The following is a 23,103-nucleotide window of genomic DNA, read 5'->3' as shown; positions in this document are numbered from 1 at the left end:
GCGTTCGCATGGCCGCGCTGACCTCCGGCCAATTCCGCGTGCGCAATCTATTGACGAAATTCATATGACGTCTAATGTTACAGCCCTATTTCCCTTCCCCTCCTGTGCCGCTGGGCTCTCCCCGCCCGCGATGGGCACCGCAGGCTCCCTGAACCACCCGGAAGGTGTCACGTGCGAACAACCCGCATTCGTCCCTCGGTTCCCAACCGGCTCAGATCATGGCTGGCCACAGCCGCCGTGCTCACCGCCTCAACCGCCGCGGTCCTCGTCCAGGCCGGACCGGCCTTCGCGGCCGGCACGACGCTCTACGCCGCGCCGAGCGGCTCCGGCACCGCCTGCTCCGCGAGCCAGCCGTGCTCCATCACCCAGGCCAAGACCAATGTGCGGGCGATCAACAGCTCCATGACGGCCGACACCACCGTCGAGCTCGCCGACGGCACCTACCGGCTCTCCGCGCCGCTCACCTTCACCTCGGCGGACTCGGGCACAGGCGGCTACACGGTGAACTGGAAGGCCGCGCTCGGCGCCCGTCCCGTCATCACCGGAGCGCAGAAGGCCACCGGCTGGACCGTGCAGGACTCGGCCAAGAACATCTGGAAGACCAACGTCGGCACCGGCTTCGACGCGCGCCATCTGTCCGTCGACGGCGTCCTGGCCACCCGGGCCCGCACCGCGCTCACCCGCTCCTACCTGACCGCGACCAGCAGCGGCTACACGTTCACCAACAGCTCGCTGAGCTACCTCAACAGCCTTGCCCAGCCCGGCCGGACCGAGATCCACGGCATCGGATCCTTCACCGACCGCTATGCGCCGGTGACTGGCATCAGCAGCGGCACCATCACGATGGCCCAGCCTTCGTGGGACAACAACACGTTCGGCTACGACACCCTGACGAGCCCCTTCCGGTCCGGCCCTCTCTACATCGAGAACGCCTACGAGTTCCTCGACGCGGCCGGCGAGTGGTACCTCGACACCACCACCGGCACCCTGTACTACAAGCCGCTCTCCGGGCAGGACATGAGCACGGCCGATGTCGAGGTGCCGAAGCTGCAGTCGATCATCAACGTCGGGGGTACCTACTCCTCACCCGCCACCCACATCGCCTTCTCAGGGCTTCAGTTCTCGGGCACCAGCTGGCTGGACCCCACCACCCAGGGCTACGCCAGCCAGCAGACCGGCGCCTACCTCACCGGTACCTGGGACCGCCCGTCGGACGCGCTGACCTCCTGCCAGAGCGGCTGCCGGCTCTTCGAAGCAACACGCCCTCACTGGGAGCAGATGCCCTCTGCCGTCCAGGTCTCGGCCGCCGACCACATCACGTTCACCGGTAACCGGTTCACCCAGCTCGGGCAGAGCGGCCTCGGTATCGGCAACGACGCCAACGCCCACACCACCGGCGTGGGTCTCGGCGCCGACACCGTCACCGCGACCGGCAACGTCTTCACCCAGGACGCGGGCGGCGGCATCGTCGTCGGCGGTCTTCAGGCGGACGCGCACCACCCCGGTGACAGCCGGATGACCAACCGGAACATCACGCTGAGCAACAACCTCATCCATGACGTCGCGCTGGAATACCGTGACATGTCGGCCATCCTCGTCACCTACGTGAACGGCGCGACCGTCGCACACAACGAGGTGTACAACCTGCCCTACTCCGGCCTCACCATCGGCTACGGCTGGGGCGTCAACGACATCGGCGGCAGCCAGGACTACGTCAACCGGGGCCTGTACAACTACCAGCCCACCTACACGACCGCGACCACCGCCGCGAACAACCACGTCACCGACAACTACATCCACGACCTCATGCAGCAGATGACCGACGGCGGCTGCATGTACACCCTGTCGGCGTCACCGGGCAGCACCTTCGAACGCAACTACTGCCACAGCAACAACGGCTACTTCGGCTTTTACCACGACGAGGGCTCCCGGAACTTCACGGACACCAACAACGTCTTCCGCAACACCGGAAGCTGGGGCCACGAGAACGCCAGCTCGACCAACAACACCGGCGCCCTGACCCTGACCGACAACTGGACGAACAACAGTTCCGCGAACATCACCAACACCAACGGCCGCGGTGACGTGGTGAGCGGCACCGTCGTCGTCAGCAACGGCAGCTGGCCGTCAGGTGCCAAGACGTTCATGGAGAGTGTCGGTATCCAGCCGCTGTACCGTCCGCTGACCACCGACCCCGTCACCTCGCCCTACAGCGCCTACTCCTCCACTCCGGCCAACACCGGCCAGAGCGGCGGCCGCTTCACCATCACCGACGCGGGCGCGGACATCTGGGGCGCCGGCGGACAGCACGACGACGCCTACGGCACCGTCTTTCGAAACGGGGCGGCCGCCAACGGGACCTCGGTGACCGCCCGGGTCGACAACCTGGACAACAGCAACGGCTGGGCCAAAGCCGGCGTCGTCCTGCGCAACGACCTCACGGGCAAAGGCTCTTCCGCCGGATACACGGTCGTCACGGCGACCCCTAGCAACGGCGTCAACTTCCAGTGGGACTCCAACGCCGACGGCTACCTCGACCAGCTCACCTCCACGGCTTCCGCCGTCAAAGCGCCGGTCTGGGTGCGGCTCACCCGCACCGCCACCCAGGTGTCCGCCTACTACTCCACCGACGGATCCACCTTCACCCAGGTCGGCTCGACGGTGACCCTGCCGTCCATGGCGACCACCCAGGACGTCGGTGTCATCCACACGGCCCACAGCACCACCGCCGGCAGCGCGACATTCAGCAACCTGCAGATCGTCACCTCTCCCTTCAGGGCCTACAGTTCGACTCCGGCCGCCGTCAGCCAAAGCGGCGGAGTGACCTCCCTGACCAGCGCGGGCATCGACGTATGGCGCTCCGGCACGGCATACGACGACGAGTATTCGGCCGCCTACCAGACGGGGGCCGCTGGAACGTCCTCGACCGTCACCGTCCGCGTCGCCAGTCAGGACAAGACCAACAGCTGGGCCAAAGCCGGCCTGATGCTGCGCAACAACATCGCCTCCGCCGGCTCGTCCGCCGGGTACCTCGTCCTCGCCACCACCCCCGGCAACGGAATCGCCCTGTCGTCGGACTCCAACGGTGACGGCTACCTCGACGCCAACACCATCAAGACCGGAAGCGCCACCGTCGCGCCTGTCTGGCTCCGCCTGGTCAGGAGCGGCACGTCGGTCACAGGCTCCTACTCCGTCGACGGCACCACCTGGACCACTGTCGGCACCGCGACACTGACCGGGGCGAACAGCACCGAGGACGCGGGCATGTTCTCCACGGCCCACGCCGGAACCATCGGCACCACCCACTTCAGCCAGTTCTCCGTCAGCTGACGAAGCGGTCCGGGTCACGATCTCCGAAACGAGCTCTGTGTGCCGGTGCGGCCTCCTCACCGGCACACGGAGCTTCGCCATGTCCACATGAAGGGTGGCCAGTCGGGTACCTGGTCGGCGCTCCATCGCCTGAACGCTGCCGCCGCTGCGACGCGCTCACGCCGGGTCGGCCAACCTCTGCCGCAGGGCGTCATTGTCATCGTGGTGGACGACCTCGTCGAAACGCAGCCGCAGCCCGTGCTTGGCCAGTAGGCCGGCCACGATCGCGTCGAGCTGTTCGCGGTGTTCGTTGGATCGGGCCTGTACGTACGCCTCGCGCACCTCGTCGGGTTCGTCGGCGAGGACTTGGTCCATGCGCTCGCGGATGTACCGCTTGAGGTTGATGTGTTCCATGAACACCTCGGTGATGCCCGCTTCGACGAGCTGTCCGAAGAGGTGGTCCAGGAGTTCGGGCTGGGCGGCGAAGTGGGGCAGGAGCGGGCCGACGAAGGCGAAGGTGGGGATGCCGGCCTCGCGTAGTTCCGTGAGGGTGCGCAGGCGGCGGGAGGCGAGCGGGGCGCGGACCTCCAGCCAGCGGCTGATCTTGTCGTCCGCGGTGGTCACGGTCATGCCGACCTCCGCCCGGGGGAGGCTGGTGAGCAGGTCGATGTCGCGGGTGACGACGGGCGACTTGGTCAGGATGCGGACCAGGCCCGGGTACTCGACGGTCTTCAGTTCGCGCAGGATGCCGCGGGTGAGCCGGTACTTGGTCTCGTGGCCCTGGTAGGGGTCGGTGACCGAGCTGAGCAGCATCGTGCCGTGGCGCTTGTGCTCAGGCATCCTGGCCAGTTCCTTGCGGGCGAGTTCGACGGCGTTCTTCTTCACGTACAGGTAGTCGCCCCACTCCGTGACCGACCGGCCGAACTGCCGCCCCGCGAAGGAGGCGAAGCAGTAGGCGCAGCCCAGAACGCAGCCGGTGTAGGGGTTGATCACGTAGTCGTTCGACGGGGTCTTCGACTTCTGGATCAGGGTCTTCGCCTCGATCTCGACCGGTTCCATGACGGGCGTCCTCTCTGGTGTCGGCCGCCCGCGAGCGGGCGGCCTCGTTCCTTTGCTGTGCGCGGGGCGAGGCGACTGGACGCCTAACCTGCATCCCATGGAACAATAATCTCTGGAAGTTGATTCCATGGAATCTAAATGGTTTGCTGGGTGGGCGGCTGATCCGGTCCCTTGATCGTCCGCCTCCGACGGGCGGGCCCCGTGAGCCGTTCCGGCGGAGCGCGGCCATCGACTTCCTGAGGCGCGCCGGTCGAGGACTCACTGCGCTCGCGTTCGGGGGACGGCGCGTCGGCCGCAAGGGGCCCGGAGTCTGGGTGATGGGTCATGGCCCTCAGGGTGGAAACTCGGGCCGATCATGGACTATCCGGCAGAAGGCTGCCGTGTCCCTGCCGAGTGGTGGGTGGCACCCCGCCGTGTGGCTGGAGCTGCCGCTCGCCGGGTCGCAAGGGCTCTACGTGGCTTTAGGGTCGAGTCGGCATGGGCCGTAGACAGGAACGAGGGTGAGGCGGAGCGCGTGATCCGGGTAGTGGTGGTCGACGACGAGGCACTGGTCCGCTCGGGCTTCGAACTCATTCTGGGCGCGTCCGAGGACATCGAGGTCGTCGCGACCGCGAGCGGCGGCGACGCGGTGGAGACCGTCCGGCGGGAGCGGCCGGACGTGGTGCTGCTGGACATCCGGATGCCGGACGTCGACGGGCTCACGGTCCTGCGCGAGTTGCGGACGATGCCGGGTCCGCCGGTGGTGGCGATGCTGACGACGTTCGACGCCGACGAGTACATCCTGACCGCGCTGCACTCCGGTGCGGCCGGTTTCCTGCTCAAGGACACGAAGCCGGAACAGCTGGCCCACCTGGTGCGGACCCTGGTCGCGGGCGGTGTGGTGCTGTCGCCCAAGGCGTCGCGGACGCTGCTGCACAGCCACCCCGGCACCGAGACGGCCGTCGACGAGGAGGCCGCGCGGGTCCGGCTGCTCACCGCGCGGGAGCGCGACGTCCTCGTCCTGGTGGCGGAGGGGCTGTCGAACGCCGACGTCGGGGCGCGCATCCACCTGGGGGCGGGCACGGTGAAGGACCACGTCAGCGCGATCCTCACGAAGCTGCGGGTGACGAGCCGGGTGCAGGCCGCGCTGCTGGCGCAGCGGGCCGGGCTGCTCGACGAGCGCCCGCGGTCGGACGCCGGTCGATGAGCCGTGCCCGTGCCGTGTGGCAGCGGGTTCCCGCGCCGGTCGTCGACATCGTCCTGGTGGCGGTGGCGGCCGTGGACGTGCTGGTGGTGGACATGTGGGAGCACACGCGCCCCGAGGTCGCGCTGGCCGCGGTCGGCTGCGCCGCGTTGGCTTTCCGGCGCAGGTTCCCGCTCGGCGTCCTCCTGCTCACCCTGCCCATCGCGCTGATGCAGGATGTCGCCGTCGCTGTGCTCGCGGCGCTGTTCACGCTGGCCGAACGCTCCCGCAACCGCCGTCTCCTCGCGGTGTGCGTCGTGCTGGCCGCCGTCGCGAGCAGTACCCCGTGGCCCCTGGCAGAGGCGGACCGGACCATGACGCTGGTCTTCTTCGTGTACGGCCTGGCAACCAGCGTCGCCCCGGTCCTCTTCGGCCAGCTTCTCCAGGCACGACGGGACCTGGCGCGGCGGCTGGCCGAGGTCGAGGAGGCCAGGGAGCACGAGCGGACCCTGCACGCCCAGGCCGTGCTCGCCCGTGAACGCGCCCAGCTGGCCCGCGAGATGCACGACGTGGTCTCCCACCAGGTCAGCCTGATCGCCGTACGGGCCGGGGCGTTGCAGGTCGCCGCCAAGGACGCGGACGCCAAGGAGGCCGCCCGCACGATCCGTTCGCTGAGCGTCACCACCCTCGACGAGCTGCGCACCATGGTCACGCTGCTGCGCGCCTCAGGCGGCAAATCCACCGAGCTGACGCCGCAGCCCACCTTGGCCGACCTGCGTAAACTGGTGGAATCCAGTGGCACTCACACGGAGCTGACGGGTGAGCTGCCGCCCACCGTGGGCACACCCGCCCAACGCGCCCTTTACCGCACGGTTCAGGAGGCGCTGACCAACGTCCGCAAGCACGCCCCCGGCGCCAACGCTCGCGTGGAGCTGTGGCAGGACGGGGACGGTATCGGAGTGACCGTCACCAACACCCCTCCCACGCGCCCCTCCCTCTCCCTGCCCGGATCGCAGCAGGGCCTGGTCGGTCTGCGCGAACGGGCCGAGATCCTGCACGGCACCCTGGACGCGGGCCCGACCGCGCAGGGCGGCTACCGGGTGCGGCTGAGGGTTCCCCTCAGCGCGGACTGACATGCTGTTTCGTCGGCTTGCGGCTCACAAGACCCACCCGTGAGCCGCGGCCCGCAACGCGAGCCGGCGCGCCCCTGGACCGTGCTCCGCCGGCTCGCCCCCTCGTCCAGCCCCGTCCCGACCGTGCCCGGTGCCGCGTCAGCCCGGTGAGGATCCCGGCACCAGGCGGACAGTCCGAGCCCGTACACGCCGCCGAACAGCGCAGTCGGCTGGGCCAGCCAGTCCAGTCCCCTAGCCCATGTCTGCAACCGATGGCGGACTCGGTGCGCATCAGGCTGCCTTTCGGGGTCTTGGTTTCCGTGGGTGTCGGTGCGTGGGTTGTCCGGCCGGGACTGGGGCAGTGGACGGCCGGAGAACCCTGCGTGTGGGGGCTCATCGCGCGGGGGTCAGGAGCTGGGAGGCCGCCAGCCGCGCGTACAGCCGGTCCTGGTCCACCAGTTCCTGATGGGTGCCCACGGCCCGGACCCGGCCGGCGTCCATGACGACGATCCGGTCGGCGCCTGTCACCGTCGACAGGCGGTGGGCCACCACCAGCACAGTGGTCTCCCGGGCCACGTCCGCGATGACGTCCCGCAGCGCCAGCTCGCTGACGGCGTCGAGTTGCGAGGTCGCCTCGTCCAACAGCAGCAGCTGGGGCTTGCGCAGGACGGCGCGGGCGATGGCGACGCGCTGCCGCTCACCGCCCGACAGCTTCGAGCCGCGATGGCCGACCGGGGCGTCCAGGCCGTGGGGCAGACGCTCCACGAGAGTGTCGAGCTTCGTACGGGTCAGGACGTCGCGGAGGGCGTCGTCCGTCGCACCGGGCGCCGCGAAGACCAGGTTCTCCCGTAGCGTGCCGGCCAACAACGGAGCGTCCTGCTCCACGTAGACGGGACTCCGCCAGTCGGCAGGGCGCTACCCGCCGATCGGCGGGGGAGAGCCCGAAGACTGCCGGATGGTCCGCCCCCGGACGCCCACGCGAGGTTCTCCGTATGACACAGACACAGCCGCGGCAGGAGACGTCAGCTCCGCAGGAGAACTCGCCTCCGCCGCCCCAGACCTCCCCCGAGTCCCCGGCCTCGCCCGGTCCCTCGATGGGACGCCTCGTCGGGGTGGACCTGGCCCGCGCGCTGGCGGTGTTCGGCATGTACGTCGTGCACATCGGCCCCCCGCTGTCCGCCACGACCGGCGTCGCCAGCTGGATCCGATACATGTCGGACGGTCACTCGTCGGTCCTGTTCGCCACCCTCGCCGGGTTCTCACTGATGCTGCTGGCCGGCCGCCGCGAGCCCAAGACCGGCCAGGCGGGCCGGCAGGCGAGGGCCCGCATCGCGATCCGCGCCGTGATCCTGCTGGCGCTGGGCACCGTGCTGGCGATGGAGTACGGGGGCGTGATCATCCTCGGCTTCTACGGCGTCTACTTCCTCCTCGCCCTGCCCCTGGTGCGACTGAGCGCCAGGACCCTCGCGATCATCGCGGCCGCGTTCGCCCTCGTCACACCGCAGCTGGCGTTCGTCCTCACCTCGCTGCTGACCCCGTCGGTCCAGCAGAGCATCAACACCTACGACCCGCTCCGCCACCTCGGCGAGGTCGGCGTCCTCGATCTGCTGCTCACCGGCTTCTACCCGGCGCTCACCTGGATGTCGTTCGTCCTCGCGGGCATGGCGCTGGGCCGCCTGGACCTCTCCTGCGGCACCATCCAGAAGCGCCTGGCCGCGCTCGGCGCCACCCTCACCGCGACCGCCTACGGCGTGTCCCTGCTGCTCGCCGGCAAGGGCGCGTTGCGGAGCCTCGCGGAAGACGGGCCGTCGTCCGGCGGCTCCGGTTCGATGCCCACCGGCAGCGGGTCGATGCCCGCTGATGCAGGGTCGTTCCCCGACATGTCCGCGTCGTCTCTCCTGAAGGCCGGGCCGCACAGCGGCACCACGTTCGACATCATCGGCAGCGTCGGAATCGCGATCCTCGTGATCGTGGGCGCGACGGTGGCGATGGACCGCCTGCCGCGACTGCGCCGCCTGGCCAAGCCGGTCATCGCCGTGGGCACGATGTCCCTGACCGCCTACGTCGGCCACTTCCTCGCACAGACCGCACTGTCCACGCCCGCCGGAACCGGCACCCAGCAGTCCTGGCTGCCCCTGATCATGTACGTCCTCGCAGCCATCCTGTTCGCCGCGATCTGGTCCCGCTTCTTCCGCCGCGGCCCCCTGGAGTACCTGCTCAACGCCGCCACCAAGCCTGCGAAGCACATCCGATGAGACTCGGGCCGGGGTGTGAACCTCCACACTCCACCCCGGCCCGGGCCGCTCATGGATCCAGCATCTGCCGCTGCCCCGACGCCCATCCGGACAGGTGGTGCTGGAGCAGCCTGCGAACAACCCGGACCAGAGGGTTTCGAGACCCTCTCATCAGCTGGAAAGGGGATCCTTGGAGGAAGTCCCGCGGCGGCACGTACGAGCCTGGTCTCCTCCGGCACCTCGCACGCGAGCACGCCCTCCTGGCGGCCCGGCGTGGCTCACGGTGCGGGGCGGCCGGGCTGCTTCGGCGCCCGCGCAGCCGGTACCGGTGTCCGCGCGGCGGCCTTCCGCTCCGCGTCCAGGGCGCGTCCGGCTGCCCGCAGCGTGCTGAGGACCGCGGTCACCTCGCGCACGGACCGCTCGGGAATCACCGACCCGATACGCAGTTCCAGCTCCTCCTCGAAGACCTTCAGCGCGCCGTCCACCAGTGTCCGCCCCTCGGGTGTCAGCTCGACGATCGAGGAACGGCGGTCGTTCGGATTGGCCCGCCGCTCGCACAGGCCCGCCGCCTCCAGGCGGTCGACCACCTTGCTGGTGCCGCCCACCGTGATCGAGAACTTCTCGGCGATGTCCTGGATCCGCCGCCCGGGCCGCCGCAGCAGCAGGTGCAGCACCTCGAACGAGGTCAGCGGCAGGTCGTACTCGGCCCTCAACCGCCTCTCTATGCCGTCCCACAGCTCGATCTCCAGCGAGACCAGCTCCCGGTACAGCAGTTTCAGGTCAGCGTCAGCCATCACTCGTCTTCCGAAGAACCATCTTCCATGGAGAGTTAATTGTAGGCCACCGCCATTCCCGTCGTGCGGACCGGATTCCCCGTACGGTCCGCTTCCGGCTGCGGCGCAGCCGCGTACCCGCTGCGTCAGGCCGCCGGCCGGGTGGCGGAGCGCGGCACGGGGGCGGGGGCCGGGGGCGGGGTCTCGGGGGCGTGGGGATAGGAGGCCCTGCGGTGCTGGAAAGAGAGGATCTTGGGGTTCAGGACGACGCCGTCGCGGATCTCGACGGCCTTCCCGACCGTGGGGTCGTCCTCCCAGGCCGCGGGGCCGCTCATGACCTTGCGCAGGTAGGGGAGGAGCGCCTCGCTGATCTCCCACGTGGCCGAGTTCCACAGGTGGGACGGGCTGTGGTCCACCCCGTAGTAGTGGCAGCCCGGCCCCACCGTGGGCATCGGGTCGCTGAAGGTGGTCGGACGGGCCCAGGAGAATCCCATGCCCTGGTCGCAGGAGACGTCGACGAAGAAGGAGCCCGGCCGGAACAGGGCGAGTTCCTCCTCGGTGACGAAGGTCAGCGGCGCGTCGGTGTCCTGCCGGACGCAGTTGACGATGATGTCGAAACCGGCGAGGTACTCCGCGAGCGGCACGGGTCCGGCCGGGGTGAGTGCCTGGAGGCGCGAGGGATCGTCCTCCTGCTCCTGGAAGTGGTTCATCACGACCGACGGCATCGGTGAGGCCACCGCCGCCGCGGCGCGCTGGGTGAGCACGGTGACGTCGGAGACGCCCATGGCGCCGAGGCCGGTGACCGCTCCGCGCGCCGTGGCGCCGAAACTGATGACCACGGCGCGCAGACGCCGCCCGTAGCTGCCGGTCAGCCCGCCGAGTTGCAGGGCGTGCAGCACCGAGCAGTAGCCCGCGAGCTCGTTGTTCTTGTGGAACACATGGACGCTGAAGGCGCCCGTGGACGTCCAGTGGTTCATGGCCTCCCAGGCGATGAGCGTCACCTGACGCTCGATGGCGAGCTGCGTCACCCTCGCGTCCTGCACACAGTGCGGCCATCCCCACAGCACCTGGCCCCGGCGCAGCGCGGCGACGTCGTCGGGCAGGGGCTTGGGCAGCAGCAGCACGTCGCACTCGTCGAGGAGCCGCTCGCGGGAGCGCAGTCCCGCCACGAGCGGTCGCAGTGCGTCGTCGGCGACGCCGAACCGCTCGCCGTAGCCCTGTTCGAGGAAGATCCTCTCGCGTACGTCCGAGGCGATCCGGTGGAGGTGGGCGGGGTGCAGGGGCAGGTGGAACTCGTTCTCCTTGCGGGAGGAGGCGAGTACTCCGAGACTCAACAGGCTCATACGTTTCCTCGTCATGTCGTTCATAGCGTTCGCGTCGTTCGCGTCGCTGGCGCCGTTCGTGCTGCGCTTGCCGTGGCTGACCGGGGTACGGGTCAGGAGCCGCCGGACCGGTGCCCGCGGACGCGCTCGGCCAGCGGCGGCGGCGTCTCGTCCAGACCGTCGACCGCACCGCACGCCATGCGGGCGCACGTTCCGCGGCAGGCGAGGAGCTGCCTGCCGTCGCGGTGGGAGACCACCACCGCCTCCGTGCCGGGTGCGTCGCGGTAGTCGGTCGTGCAGATGAGGCAGGCCAGCCCGGAGAGCATCTCCGGGGTCGGTTCGGGACGGCCGCGGCGGTGGCCGGAGATCGAGTCCTGTGAATACATGCGTCCGCATCCTCTTGATCGGTTGGGGGCGTACGCCAGATGCCGGGATGCCTCGGAGGCATCCCGGCAACCGGGGAATTCAGATTCGCGCCGCGCGGGACCTGACGCGCGAGGGGGCGTGGCTGTACGAGCCAAAAGGCATGTGCGGCTCTCTTCCGGCCGGATCCCGATGGGCGCCGGCCTGTGCCGTTCTCCGAGGGCGACGCCGAAACGGGTGACGGCGTGCGAGATGCACTCAGTGCCGCAACCGTACTCCCCCGGGCACCCGCGTGGGCCGGACCCGGACCCGGACCCGGACCCGGACGCCGGGACCGCCGCCGGGAGCGTCACCGAGGCTCCCGCCCTGTTCCTGGTCCGCCGCGGCGGCGTCGGGGGACGCCGCCGCGGCGGGGGAGGGCCGGTCAGGAGGAGGCGAACGGTGTGGAACCGTCGTCCGTGGCGATACGCCACAGGTGGTCGGCGGTGCCGTTGTCGTCCCACTGCACGACCGGGGCGCCGGACGCGGTGGACATGCCCTGGACGCCCAGGGCCATGCCGCTGTTCTTGTTGACGATCTTGCTGTAGCCGCCGCCGGCGTCCACCAGGGACCACAGGTGGTCGGAGGTGAGGGTGTCGCCCCACTGGAGTGCGACGGCGCCGGCCGTCTTGGAGGCGTCCTTGATGCCGAGGACCTGGCCGCTGTTGCTGTTGAAGATCTTGTAGTAGCCGTTCTCGGCGGGGACGATCGTCCAGCGGTGGTTGGCCGTGGTGTCGGCCGTCTGCTGCTGGGCGGCGCCACCGGCGTTGATCGAGGAGCCGGAGATGCCGAGCTCCAGGTTGCTGTTCTTGTTGACGATCTTCACGGCCGGGGTCTCCGGGTACCAGGACTCCAGCTCGGTGACGCCGACGAACTTGCCGGCCTGGGGTGTGAAGACGACCCGGAACTGGGACGTCGTGACCGTCGGGAACGTCACCTCGTTGGCGTTGTTCGCGGCCGGTGCGGCCGGGCTCCTGGTCTGGTTCGGGACGTTCACCCATGAGCCGTTGTCGAGGTACTGCACGGTGTAGCTCGCCGGGACGCGGATGTTCGCGCCGTCGTCGTAGGTGTAGAACTTCACCTCGTTGATCTTGCGGGGTGCGCCGAAGTCGACGCCGAGGTGGTCGGTGCCGTTCGGCGAGCCGGAGTTGGTCCACCGGTCGTCGGGGGTCTTGTCGTAGCGGATCCAGCCGTCGGTGGCCCGCAGCGGGGCGTCGAAGGTGGTGGGCTTGCAGGTCTGGCCGCTGTGGCAGTGCGGGCCGTTGGAGACGGTGTTGGTGTAGGAGGCGAAGGCCTTCGGGTAGGGCTGCGTGACGGCGCGGCCCAGCCAGTCCTGTTCGGCGGTCAGCGGGTTCGCGGCCACGTTCATCATCCGCGCCGGCTGTGCCGGGGTGACCGGGGCGGCCACGTTCACGGTGGTGTTGCCGAGGGTCGCCGACTGCAGGACGCGCTGGCCGTCCTGGAAGACCTGCAGACCGCTGCCCTTGCCGTAGTGGGTGCCGTCGCGGTCCCAGCGGATCGAGTAGGTGTGCCCGTGGTAGGGCAGGCTCTCCACCGCGAAGTAGTCCCAGGCCGCCGGGATCAGCGGCTTCAGGACCAGCGTGTTGCCCGCCTGCGGCTTGATGCCCAGCAGACCGGTGAGCACGAGGTCGTTGAAGCTGGAGTGGTTGTAGTTCTCGCTGAAGTTGAGACCGTCGTAGATCCAGTCGCCGGTGTCGCCGTTCGCGGCCTCGGCGATGTAGGGCTTGCCGTCCTTGTGCTGGAGGTCGGCGAACTGGGCCAGCATGGTCGCGTAGTCGGCCTTGGTGACGTAGCTCTGCGCCGGGTAGTCCTGGAGCAGGTTCGCCATGCCGGTGAGGACCTGGCTCGTCTGGTAGGGCCAGCTCGGGCCGTTCCAGTGGCAGCAGTTGGCGTCGTCGCGCTGCTGCGTGGCGGGGATCGCCTGGTAGTTGAAGTACGGGTTCGCCGTGATGCGGTCGAGCTCGGCGAAGCTCGTGCCCTTGGCGAACTTCAGCGTGTTGGCCCCGGCCTTCAGCGGGACCTGCACGGTGACGGCCTGCGACTCCGAGAACTTCTGCCAGGCGCCGGTGGGGGCGTAGCTGACGGTGATCGGGTGGGCGGTGTCGTCGTTGACCACGAGCTGGTGGGTGGATGTGCCACTGGTGCCGTTGGCGTAGTAGACGGTCACCGGGTACGTGCCGGCGCCGGGCGCGTCCACGGTGAACGTGACATAGCTGTCGGCGAAGTCGATCTGCCCGATGTACTGGCCGTTCGAAGCCGTCGACGAGTTGAACAGGTTGGCGTGGTTGCGGGTGGCCTGTTCGGCCTCGAAGTCGTGCGTCCGCTCCAGGGTCGTGGGCCCGAACGGCGCCTTGAACCTCTTGGCGTCGTTCAGGAACTTCCAGGCCGACGAGTACTGCGCGTCCGGCAGCTCGAACGCCCAGGGGGCGTAGCCCATCAGCTCCCGCCAGGTCGTCCTGGTCTCCTTCAGGGTGCCGTTGGTGCCGTCCGTGTTGTAGACCTGCATGAAGAACTGGCGCTGCGGGTCCCAGAGCGAGTTCTGCACGGCGGTCTTGAGCTGCGCGGCCTTCGCGTCGTAGTCGTTCGCGGTCGCCGTGTCCCCGGTCATGGTGGCGATCTTGCTGATCGACTGGGCGGCGGCGTACATGTACGCGTTGATCGTGGGCCGGTAGCCGCGGCCGCCGCTGAACCAGTTGCTGCTGTGCATCGACGTCTCGGTGTACTCCGTGGCGTCGGACAGCGGCGTCTGGTGGTAGAGGTCGCTGGTCGACTGGGCGCCGTTCACCGTGATGTCGGCGGTGAAGTTGGAGTCCCACCGCTTGTACAGGGCGATGAGGTGGGGGAGAGCCGACTTGATCTGTGCGGCGTCACCGGTCGCGAGATAGCGCTGGTAGGCGGCGCTCGTGATCCACTCGCTGAAGTTCCGTGCACCCGAATTGCCCGCACCGCTCAGCCAGAAGTTCAGGTAGTCGCCCGCGTAGTCGCGGTTGTGCAGCCAGCGTCCGTCCAGCAGGTGGTAGCCGGTAGCGTCCGGGAGAGCCGTGTACGGGTTGCCGGCGTAGCCGATCGGCACGTCGTACTCGGTCGACACGTACCCCGTGCCCGGCACGGTGTAGCGGAGCGCCCGCTTGTAGGTGCTCCACCGGTAGTAGTAGACGTCGTCGATGTCGTTGTCGGGGGTGTCCACGAACGGGATGTTGTCCTTGTACCACTGCCGCTCGTCGAGCTGGTTGGCGGCGAGGATCGCGTCCTTGTCGAGCGCGACCGCGTTGGGGTCGTCGGCGGCCTGGGCGGCGGTGGCCCCGGGCCCCACGGCCAGCAGGGTGGTGCACAGCATCGAGCCGCACAGTGCGGCCACCAGACGGTTGCCGGGTCTGAATCGGTGACGCATTGAGGTGACCTCCATCGGGCACTGATGCGGTGGGTTCGGAGTGCGTGGCGCGGCATGCCGGCGCTCGCTGCGGAGCGCCGGCATGCGGGTCGGGTCAGCTCGTGACGCGGAAGGTGGCGTCGCTGCGGCCGGTCGCGTTGGTGATCGGGTCCAGCCGCAGTTCGTAGGCGTAGTGGCGGATGTAGCGGTCGGGGTAGTTGTACGACTGGAAGGACGACCAGGTGGAGTCGGCGAGTCCGGCGACCTGGCGGAAGGTCGCGTCCGCGGCGAACTGGGCGGTGCCGTCGTTGTAGGCCAGCTGGAAGTCGAAGTTGGAGTGGCGCAGGAAGTGCCCGGGGAAGTTCACCGACTCGAAGGAGACGGTGCCGGTGCCGGCCAGGCCGGGCCTCATCCGGAACTTGGCGTCCTCGCTGGTGACGTTCTGGTCGATGCGCACGTCCATGTTCGTGTGCCGCACGTACCGGTCCTGGAAGTTGTACGACTGGAGCCGGTTGGCCGGGGTGTTGGGCCAGCGGGCGAGGACGCGGCTCTCCTCGGCGGCCGTCAGGTTCATGATCCAGCCGTGGCGCTTCTTCGTGCCGCCCATGTTGTAGCTGCTCGACGTCTGCTTCTGGTACGCGGCGGGGTCGGACGGGTCGGTCGTCAGGACCGGCATGTAGCCGCCACTGGTGGCGTACTGGTCGAGGTAGAGCGCCCACTTGTTGGTGCCGTTGAACTTCATCCACATCGGGCCCTCGACCATCGACCCGGTCAGGCCGATGCCGGAGAGGTTGCCGAGGTTGGTCCACGTCCCGAGGATCGAGTTGCTGCCCTCGAGGGTGATCTGACCGTCGCCGGAGGCCCGCACGTAGCGGTAGTTGCCGACACCGGCCGGGACCTCGATGATCTGGGTGTCGATGATCTCCTGGGCGCCGGGGCGGTCGATGTAGATCTGCGGGGTGCTGATGGTGCGGAAGTCGCTGGTGTGGGCGTAGAAGATGCGGTGCTTCGTCGCGCCGTTGAGGGGCACGTTCGTCGCCCAGTACAGGATGTAGTCGTTGCTGGCCGGGTCCCAGATGGCCTCCGGCGCCCACGCGTTGCGCCCGTCGGGGATGGCGCCGGCGACGTTCAGCAGCCGCGGCTGCGACCAGGTGACCAGGTCCGTCGACTCCCACACCACGAGGTTGCGGCTGCCGTCGTTGATGGACTGGCTCCAGCTCTGTCCGCAGGAGATGCACAGGTCGGTCGCGATGATCCAGTACTTGCTGCCGTCGGGGGACCTCACGAACGCGGGGTCGCGCACGCCCTTCGTACCCACGGTGGAGCGCAGGACCATGCCGCCGCCGTTGAGGTCGTTCCAGTGCACGCCGTCCGTGCTGTGCGAGAGGTACATCTGCTGGTTGGTGGACCCTTCCCCGGTGAAGTGCACCATCAGGTAGCCGGGGTCGGCGGCGGCGGCCGGTTGCGGCGAGGTGAGGGCTTGGCCTGTGAAGAGCAGGCACGCGGCGAGCAATATCGCCGACAGCCGTGCGCGCAGCGCGGACATGTCGTCTCCTGTCGGTTCTGCGGAATGACTCCGTCGGCCTGGCGGTGACCGCTGTCGCGTACTGCGGGGATGCCGTCGCGGTCCTCGGGCCGGGAAACCTGCGCGGCCGAGTCCCATGCGGCCGAGGCAAGTTGTCCGAAATATCGCACAGTGTTCGTATGTTCGGGCAGACGTTAAGTGGGGGAAGCAGGATGCGTCAATACCTCCGACGTCCGTGAATCCAGGGAGGTCGGAGCGGGGGTCGCGCCCGGCGGATGCGCCCCGCCCCGGGCCGCCGCCTCTGCCCGGCCCCGTGCCGCGGTGAGCCGCTTCGGCGATGGTCGGCGCGCTCTGTTCTGCCTGGTGGACGCGGTGACCTCGGAGGCAGGGAGTGGGGGGCGAGGTCGCGGCCACAGGTTCCCGGTGCGCGGCGGACGGCGTGCGAGAGGTATTGACACCCGCGCAGCCGCCTCTTACCTTCCCTTCACCCGAACCGTCCTCACCGCCCGGGCGCCCCGGCTCGCCGGCCCCCCGACTCGTTAGCCCCGGCTTGGCAGCCCCGCCCCGACTGCCCTGCCCTGCCTCGGCGCGGACGGCCCCGGCTCGGTCTCCGTAGCGGGCGGTGGCTGGCGGGTGCGCGTCGGGTCCGGCCGTGAGTTACCCGCCGGTCGTGGCCGCCGCGCGCGCCCGGTGGGCGCAGCCCGGACCCGTGGCCCGCGCGGCTCTTCCCGCGGGTGTCGCGGAGATGACGGACGCCGTCTGGCCACGGGACCGTCGGCCTTGACGTTCTTCACGTCGGGGCCGGCCTCTCGCGCCGGCCGGCACACCGGTCCCCGGGTTTACGCGCTCATCCAGCCGCGCCTCGCCGGCCTTGTGCGGCACCACTGCGCCGACGTCCTGGTTCTCCTTCCTCCGTGTGCGGTGACGCATCGGGCCGGGCAGGGTCCGGCGCAGGCGCGGCGGCGGTGGCGCCGGGGCAGGCAACCCCACGCGGTCGCGGGTCTTGTCACCGGTGCGGGTACCGTGCCAGTGTCCGGCCATGGTTACGTAACCATGGCCGGTTCACACGGATCCGAGCGCCTGTATCCGGACCCGGACCCTGGTTCCTCACTGCCTCGGCTCAGGTGACGAACCCGCACTCCGCCCCCGCGATTTCCGTCACTGGAGACGACATGACCAAGACCCCGACGAGGTCGAGAAGACTGGCCAGTGTGCTCATGGCCGGCTTCGGCGCGACACTCATGTTGGTGACCGCCCCCGCACCCGCCGTCGCCCGGCCGGCCGCCCCGACGTCAGCCGCCTCGTACGCGCCGGCCAAGCCCGCTCCCAAGGGCGGTACGAGTGACTTCCGCGGGGTGAACTGGGCGGACCCGAGGGACAACTACGCCAGTGACGCCGTGGTGCCCAGCGGGCTGAAGGCGACCGACGACTACCGCACGGTGTACCGCACCACGGTCCGTATGGTGAGCGGCTTCAAGAAGAACCTGGGCGCCAACACGCTGCGCCTGCCGATCAACCCGGCGACCGTGGGCACCACCTGGTGGAAGTCGTACCGGGCGACGGTCGACGCGGCCACGGCCCACGGTGACAAGGTCATCGTCAGCTACTGGGAGGCCGACACCAGCAAGGACGGCCTGGTCGACGACACGGCCGCCTGGAAGAAGATGTGGAACACCGTGGTGCGGGAGTACAAGCACAACCCGCGGGTCTACTTCGAGCCCATGAACGAGCCGCACGGCTACACCCTGGACCAGTGGGTGTCCGTCACCAGCGGCTGGCTGGCCCAGCACAAGGACGTCCCGCGCGGTCGTGTCGTGATCAGCGGTACCGGCTACAACGACAACGTCACCGGGGTCGGCGCGGCCCGCGCGCTGCGGGGAACACTGCTGTCGCTGCACTTCTACGGCTTCTGGAACAGCTACACCCAGCAGTCGGACTGGACCGCCGACCTGGAAGCCCGCCTCGGCAAGTACGCCGGCCGGACGATCATCGACGAGGCCGGCGCCCCGATGACCATCGGTCTGAACTACGGCGCGTGGAACGGCAACATCTACACCTCGTATCTCGCGGCCGTGGCGAACACCGCCCGCAGCAAGGGGATGGGACTGGTGTACTGGCCGGGCCTGAGGTTCGGCGACGCCTACTCGATCGAGTCGCTGGACTCCAAGGGCAACCTGGTGGACAACAGCGCCACCGGAGTCGCGCTGCTGCGCTGGGGCTACGGCTTCGGCAAGACCCCGCCCGTGAACAACCTGCCGCCCGCGCCTCCCGGCGAGGTCCTGCGCGGAGTGGGCTCCGGCCGCTGCGTCGACGTGCCCGGCTTCAGCACGTCCAACGGCACCCAGCTCGACCTCTGGGACTGCAACGCCGGCGGCAACCAGTCGTGGAACTGGAACGCGGCCGAGCAGCTCACCGTCTACGGCAACAAGTGCATGACGGTGGGCGGCACCGGAGCCTCGGCGGGGGACCCGGTGGTCATCTCCGACTGCACCGGAGCGACGGCACAGCAGTGGAACGTGAACGCGGACCTCTCGGTCACGAGCGTCGCGAACCCGGCGCTGTGCCTGGATGCGGCCGGAGCGGGCACCGGCAACGGCACGTCGGTCGACGTCTGGTACTGCAACGGAAGCACCAACCAGCAGTGGGCCAGGAGCTGACTCCTGCGCCCGAGGACCGCGCCGGTCGCCGTACCGGTCAGCGCCGCCGTCCTTCGCCTTCCGGCGAGGGCGGCGGCGCTCCCGTGCTCGCGCGGACGATCAGCCGGGTCGGGACCAGGGTCTTGTCGACCAGGTCGGGTCCGGTCCGGCCGATCTTGGTCAGCAGCTTCTGCAGGCTGAGCCGGCCGACCGCGGCGAAGTCCTGCCGCACGGTGGTCAGCGGCGGCCAGAAAGCCTGGGTCTCCTCCATGTCGTCGAACCCCACGACGCTGACGTCCTCGGGAATCCGGCGGCCGAGCTCGTGCAGGGCACGCATGACGCCGAGCGCCATGTGGTCGTTCGCGGCGAAGATCGCCGTGACCTCCGGCCGCCGCCCCAGAGTCAGCCCGTGCAGGTATCCGGAGCGGGTGGTCCAGTCGCCGTACAGGACCGGGGGCGGGACGGCGCCGGCCTCCTCCAGGGTGCGCCGCCAGGACTCGACCCGATGCGCCGCGGAGAACGAGGTCGGGGGGCCGGCGATGTGCCACACCTGCCGGTGGCCGAGTTCCAGCAGGTGTTCCGTCGCCTGACGGGCGCCCTGCGCCTGATCGGTGTCCACCACGGTGTAGCCGGGGCCGGTGTCGGAGTCGACGACCACCATCGGCACCCCCGGCGGGAGACTGAACTCCGCGTCGTCCAGGAGATGGGCCTCGAAGACGAGGATCACCCCGTCGACGGCCGCCTCGCTGAGCCGGTCGTAGGCACCGGAGAGCCTGCCCATCGTCGGGTCCGGCACGGGGATGAGGGTGACCGCGTACTTGGCGAGCGCGGCTTCCTTGGCGATGGCGTCGAGCGTGCGCGTGTTCCCGAACGTCCTGAGCGTGAAGGTGATGACGCCGATCGTGTTGAACCGGCCGCTCTTGAGCGCGCGCGCGGCTCCGTTCGGCCGGTAGCCCAGCGCCTGCATCGACTCCACGACCCGCTGCCTGGTCGCCGGGTCGACGTTGGTGTGGCCGTTGGACACGCGCGACACCGTCTGCGGCGCGACACCGGCGTGACGGGCGACGTCCGCCATCGACGGCCGGGGCCGTCCGGACCTGGACCTTTCCCCCATCGCCATGATCCCCTGTTTCCTTGCTTCCCCTGTTTCCCGGGCCCTGACGACAGCCTAGGCCCACTCCCCGGGGGTCCGCGGCGCGAGGTCCGGGCCGCCCGGTCGTGCGGGACGCGTACGACCGTGGGTCAGGGCCGGCCGCCTTCGCCGAGGACGTGCCGGTAGGCCTGTTCGTCGTCCTCGCCGAACACGGTGAACACGACGCGGTCGAAGCGCCCGGGATGGGCGTCCAGCCGTGCCGGTCGCGTCCACGACGCGCATCGAGGTGAGCGGGAAGCCGAGGGAGGTCACCGCGTCCGACGCGTCGATCTGGGCGAGCGCCCGCAGGCCGTTGCTCGCGAGGGTGAGGAACGCGCCGACGTCTTCGGCGGAGTCGGGGTGCGCCTCGTGCACGACGGCCCGCTGCCCCGCCTTCCGCAGCGCCAGCGCCGCCGCGGAGCCGGCGATCCCGCCGCCGATGACCAGCACCCGCGCCATCCCTGTCCCCGTTCTCTCCGTGTCCAGATATGTACAGATGAGTTTGGGTGTGTTCTGGTGTGTTCTGGTGTGACCGTACGCATGCGGACTGTCTGGACGTGCACGGACCGTCCTGCCCGCGATCCTGTGCGGGGGAACGTCCGGGCGGCGGCCGGGAGTTCCCGGCCTCAGCGCCCGAGGGACGCCAGCAGCGCCGCGAGCTGCCCGAGCGGCTCGGGGCCGACGACACGCAGGACGACGGTGTCCGCGCCGGAGGCGTGCAGGGCGCGGACGTCGTCGGCGGCCTGTGCGGGTGTGCCGGAGACGGTGAACACCTCGTCCTGCGGGCGGCCGAGCCATGCGCCGTGGCCCTCGGTGTGCGGGTGCAGGGTGCGCGCGACCTCGTCGGTGTCGTCGCCCACGCAGGTGAACGACAGCACGGTCAGCGTGTGCTCGGGGCCGGTGCCGCCCTTGGCAATCAGGGCCCGGGTGTTCTCCAGGTCGCCCGGCCCGTGGCCCTCGGCGATCAGGACGCCGTCCGCGACCCGTCCGGCGAGCTCCAGGGAGCGGGGGCGGACGACGCCCGCGACCACCGGCGGGACCTGGGCCGGCGGATGCACCAACGCGACTCCGTCCAGGCGCACTTCACGGCCGTCCAGCTCGACCCGCTCGCCGCGCAGCAGCGCGCGCACGGAGGTGATCGTCTCCTCCAGCAGGGCCAGCGGCGACCGGGGTGCGACGCCGACCGACTCCATCCACTCCCGCACCCCGTGGCCGATCCCGGCGACCAGCCGTCCGGGGAACACCCGGGCCAGCGTGGCCAGTTCCATGGCCAGCAGCGCCGGGCTGCGCAGCGGGGCGGGGGCGATGCCGATGCCGACCCGGACGCGTTCGGTGGCTCCCAGCGCCACGGCGGCCGCGGACACCCCGCCGTTCCATCCGAGATCCTCGACCACCCACAGGTCGTCCACGCCGAGCGCCTCCGCCTCCCGCGCGAACCCGGGCAGACCCTCGGGCGCCCAGTCGCGGTCGTACATGACGCCGATGCGTACGGGCGCCTCGTTCACCTTCTCCGCCTCATTCGTCCGGTTCGAATCGTTCGGGTCGTTCGTCATGGCTCGGAACCTACTTCCTGTCAGGCCGCGGAGGCTCCGCACCGACGAGCGTCGGGACGGAGCCTCCGGGGTGGGGGGAGTGGGGGGAGCGGGGGTGGTGGACGGGGGTGGGGAGCGGGGTGGACGGGCCGCCCTGGGGTCAGTTCTCGACCGGCTTGCCGCGGCCCCAGGCCCAGGCGAGGCGGTCGGCGCCGGACTGGTTGGTGGTGGCCAGCCAGGGGCGGGCGGCGGGGCCGACGAGGGTCTGCACCGAGTAGATGTCGTCGGTGCGCAGGCCCGGCCAGTACACCGAGCCCATCTTCAGCTCGCGGAAGGTGTCGGTGACGGCCTGGATGAAGTTGACGAAGTTGTCGTCCGGCGTCTTCACGTTGTAGTTCAGACCGGTCGTCATCGGGGCGCCGAACTCGTCCGCGACGGTACGGCTCGCGCAGTCGCCGATGCGCACCTTCAGGTCGGCCACCCACTGGTCGTAGGTCGCGTAGTCCTTCCAGAAACCGTAGTGGTGCAGGGAGAGGTACGTGCCCTTCAGGCGCGGGTCCGCGCAGACCGTGGTGACGTGGTCGTTGTAGCCGGCGCCGCTGACGAAGACGCTTGGAGTACGTCGACAGCCACTTCGCCGCGATGTCGGCCCACTGGGCGTCCGTGTAGCCGTGCGGCTCGTTCATCGGCTCGAAGTAGACGCGCTTGTCGTTCCTGTACGTCTTGACGACGGTGTTCCACATCGGCCAGTAGGCGGCCTCGTCGTCGATGAAGCCGTCCTTCTGGGCGCCCGTGCCCTCCCAGTAGGAGACGATGACCTTGAAGCCCTGGTCGGAGGCCGCGTCGATGACTCCGCGGTACGACTTCCAGTACGCGCCGTTGACCGTGTACGGGTTGACCGGCAGCCGCACGGTGTTCGCGCCGAGGTTCGCGCGGAACGCGGCGATGATCCGGCTCGCCTTGGCGTAGGTCTGCCGGTAGGTGTCCTTGGTCGACAGGCCGGACAGCTGCAGGTAGTCGTCGGCGAAGTTGTCGCGCGGGTCTGCCCAGTTCACGCCCTTGAACTGGGTCGTGTCGGCGGCCGGCCGGGATCCGTGCGCCGGGGAGGCGGGGGCGGTGGGGGAGGCGGAGGCCGGGCTGCCGGCCAGGGTCGCGCCCGTGACGGCGGCGACGGCGACCGCGGCGAAGGCGGCGCGCAGGCGGGGGGAGACGGAGGACGCTGCGGTGGGGGACTTGCGCATCTACGTGCCCTTTCGAGACGATGTTTACGCAACCATCGAGCTCCGCGGTGGACCCGCGGCACCCCCGAGGCGGCCCTGCGGTGGCGGATGTTTACGTAAACATGGCGGCGCCGGAATCGTGGCACCCGGCCAGGTGATCGTCAAGGTTTCGCACATGTGACCCGGGTAAAGCCGTGGGGCCGCCGGGTCGCTGGGGCCGTTGGATGGCTGCACCGCCGGGGCGCCTGGAGCGAGGCGCCCGCAGCGGGGCGTGCGGCGCGAGGGGATCCCGAG

At 69.8% G+C, this 23,103-nt stretch carries 14 protein-coding genes and 2 pseudogenes; 5 read left to right on the top strand and 11 right to left on the bottom strand.

Annotated elements, in window-relative coordinates; translation table 11 throughout:
- Nucleotides 1-237 precede the first annotated feature (237 nt).
- Nucleotides 238-3,330: a DUF1349 domain-containing protein gene (locus QF032_RS13195; protein WP_307056060.1), complete on the top strand. Its 3,093-nt coding sequence runs from the start codon at nucleotides 238-240 to the stop codon at nucleotides 3,328-3,330.
- A 156-nt stretch (nucleotides 3,331-3,486) separates the two neighbouring features.
- Here the strand turns inward: QF032_RS13195 and QF032_RS13190 are convergent, their stop codons facing one another.
- Complete coding sequence (locus QF032_RS13190; protein WP_307056059.1) at nucleotides 3,487-4,368, bottom strand: SPL family radical SAM protein; 882 nt, start codon at nucleotides 4,366-4,368, stop codon at nucleotides 3,487-3,489.
- A 526-nt stretch (nucleotides 4,369-4,894) separates the two neighbouring features.
- On the opposite strand from QF032_RS13190, the gene QF032_RS13185 reads away from it, so the two are divergent.
- Both QF032_RS13185 and QF032_RS13180 read left to right on the top strand, forming a co-directional pair.
- Nucleotides 4,895-5,554 carry a response regulator gene (locus tag QF032_RS13185; protein ID WP_307060238.1) on the top strand — a complete coding sequence of 220 codons (660 nt, stop codon included), beginning with the start codon at nucleotides 4,895-4,897 and terminating at the stop codon, nucleotides 5,552-5,554.
- Nucleotides 5,551-6,663, top strand: a complete 1,113-nt coding sequence (locus tag QF032_RS13180) for a sensor histidine kinase (protein WP_307056058.1) — start codon at nucleotides 5,551-5,553, stop codon at nucleotides 6,661-6,663. The genes QF032_RS13185 and QF032_RS13180 overlap by 4 nt, the downstream gene beginning before the upstream one ends.
- A 372-nt stretch (nucleotides 6,664-7,035) precedes the next feature.
- Here the strand turns inward: QF032_RS13180 and QF032_RS13175 are convergent.
- A pseudogene (locus tag QF032_RS13175) lies at nucleotides 7,036-7,530 on the bottom strand (ATP-binding cassette domain-containing protein); the annotation flags it as partial.
- A 104-nt stretch (nucleotides 7,531-7,634) separates the two neighbouring features.
- Here QF032_RS13175 and QF032_RS13170 point away from each other — a divergent pair.
- On the top strand, nucleotides 7,635-8,897 hold the full coding sequence (locus QF032_RS13170) for a DUF418 domain-containing protein (RefSeq protein WP_307056057.1): 1,263 nt from the start codon (nucleotides 7,635-7,637) through the stop codon (nucleotides 8,895-8,897).
- Nucleotides 8,898-9,154: 257 nt separating this feature from the next.
- Here QF032_RS13170 and QF032_RS13165 read toward each other — a convergent pair whose 3' ends face one another.
- From QF032_RS13165 to QF032_RS13145, 5 genes are all read right to left on the bottom strand, one after another.
- Complete coding sequence (locus QF032_RS13165) at nucleotides 9,155-9,670, bottom strand: MarR family winged helix-turn-helix transcriptional regulator (protein ID WP_307042537.1); 516 nt, start codon at nucleotides 9,668-9,670, stop codon at nucleotides 9,155-9,157.
- A 125-nt stretch (nucleotides 9,671-9,795) separates the two neighbouring features.
- Nucleotides 9,796-10,992 (bottom strand): N(5)-(carboxyethyl)ornithine synthase, encoded by a 1,197-nt coding sequence (locus QF032_RS13160; RefSeq protein ID WP_307056056.1) that lies wholly within the window; start codon nucleotides 10,990-10,992, stop codon nucleotides 9,796-9,798.
- Nucleotides 10,993-11,084: 92 nt separating this feature from the next.
- Entirely contained in the window at nucleotides 11,085-11,357 is a 273-nt protein-coding gene (locus tag QF032_RS13155; protein ID WP_307042534.1) for a hypothetical protein, read from the bottom strand.
- A 401-nt stretch (nucleotides 11,358-11,758) separates the two neighbouring features.
- Nucleotides 11,759-14,785: an MGH1-like glycoside hydrolase domain-containing protein gene (locus QF032_RS13150; RefSeq protein ID WP_307042532.1), complete on the bottom strand. Its 3,027-nt coding sequence runs from the start codon at nucleotides 14,783-14,785 to the stop codon at nucleotides 11,759-11,761.
- Between the two features lie 94 nt (nucleotides 14,786-14,879).
- Nucleotides 14,880-16,310 (bottom strand): glycoside hydrolase family 43 protein, encoded by a 1,431-nt coding sequence (locus QF032_RS13145; protein ID WP_307042530.1) that lies wholly within the window; start codon nucleotides 16,308-16,310, stop codon nucleotides 14,880-14,882.
- A 1,151-nt stretch (nucleotides 16,311-17,461) separates the two neighbouring features.
- Here QF032_RS13145 and QF032_RS13140 point away from each other — a divergent pair.
- Nucleotides 17,462-18,946 (top strand): ricin-type beta-trefoil lectin domain protein, encoded by a 1,485-nt coding sequence (locus QF032_RS13140; protein ID WP_307042528.1) that lies wholly within the window; start codon nucleotides 17,462-17,464, stop codon nucleotides 18,944-18,946.
- Nucleotides 18,947-18,983: 37 nt separating this feature from the next.
- Here the strand turns inward: QF032_RS13140 and QF032_RS13135 are convergent, their stop codons facing one another.
- The 4 genes and pseudogenes from QF032_RS13135 to QF032_RS13120 all read right to left on the bottom strand — a co-directional run bounded on the left by QF032_RS13135 (nucleotide 18,984) and on the right by QF032_RS13120 (nucleotide 22,830).
- Entirely contained in the window at nucleotides 18,984-20,045 is a 1,062-nt protein-coding gene (locus QF032_RS13135) for a LacI family DNA-binding transcriptional regulator (protein WP_306952659.1), read from the bottom strand.
- Between the two features lie 48 nt (nucleotides 20,046-20,093).
- Nucleotides 20,094-20,516, bottom strand: coding sequence for an FAD-dependent oxidoreductase (locus QF032_RS40605; protein WP_373430331.1), 423 nt, complete (start codon nucleotides 20,514-20,516; stop codon nucleotides 20,094-20,096).
- Nucleotides 20,517-20,683: 167 nt separating this feature from the next.
- Nucleotides 20,684-21,532, bottom strand: coding sequence for an LLM class flavin-dependent oxidoreductase (locus QF032_RS13125; RefSeq protein WP_307050065.1), 849 nt, complete (start codon nucleotides 21,530-21,532; stop codon nucleotides 20,684-20,686).
- Between the two features lie 217 nt (nucleotides 21,533-21,749).
- Nucleotides 21,750-22,830, bottom strand: a pseudogene (locus QF032_RS13120) (glycoside hydrolase family 5 protein).
- Between the last annotated feature and the right edge of the window lie 273 nt (nucleotides 22,831-23,103).

Origin of the sequence: Streptomyces achromogenes (assembly GCF_030816715.1) — a bacterium.
Lineage (GTDB): Bacteria > Actinomycetota > Actinomycetes > Streptomycetales > Streptomycetaceae > Streptomyces > Streptomyces achromogenes_A.
This window is presented reverse-complemented; position numbering and strand designations above follow the sequence as displayed.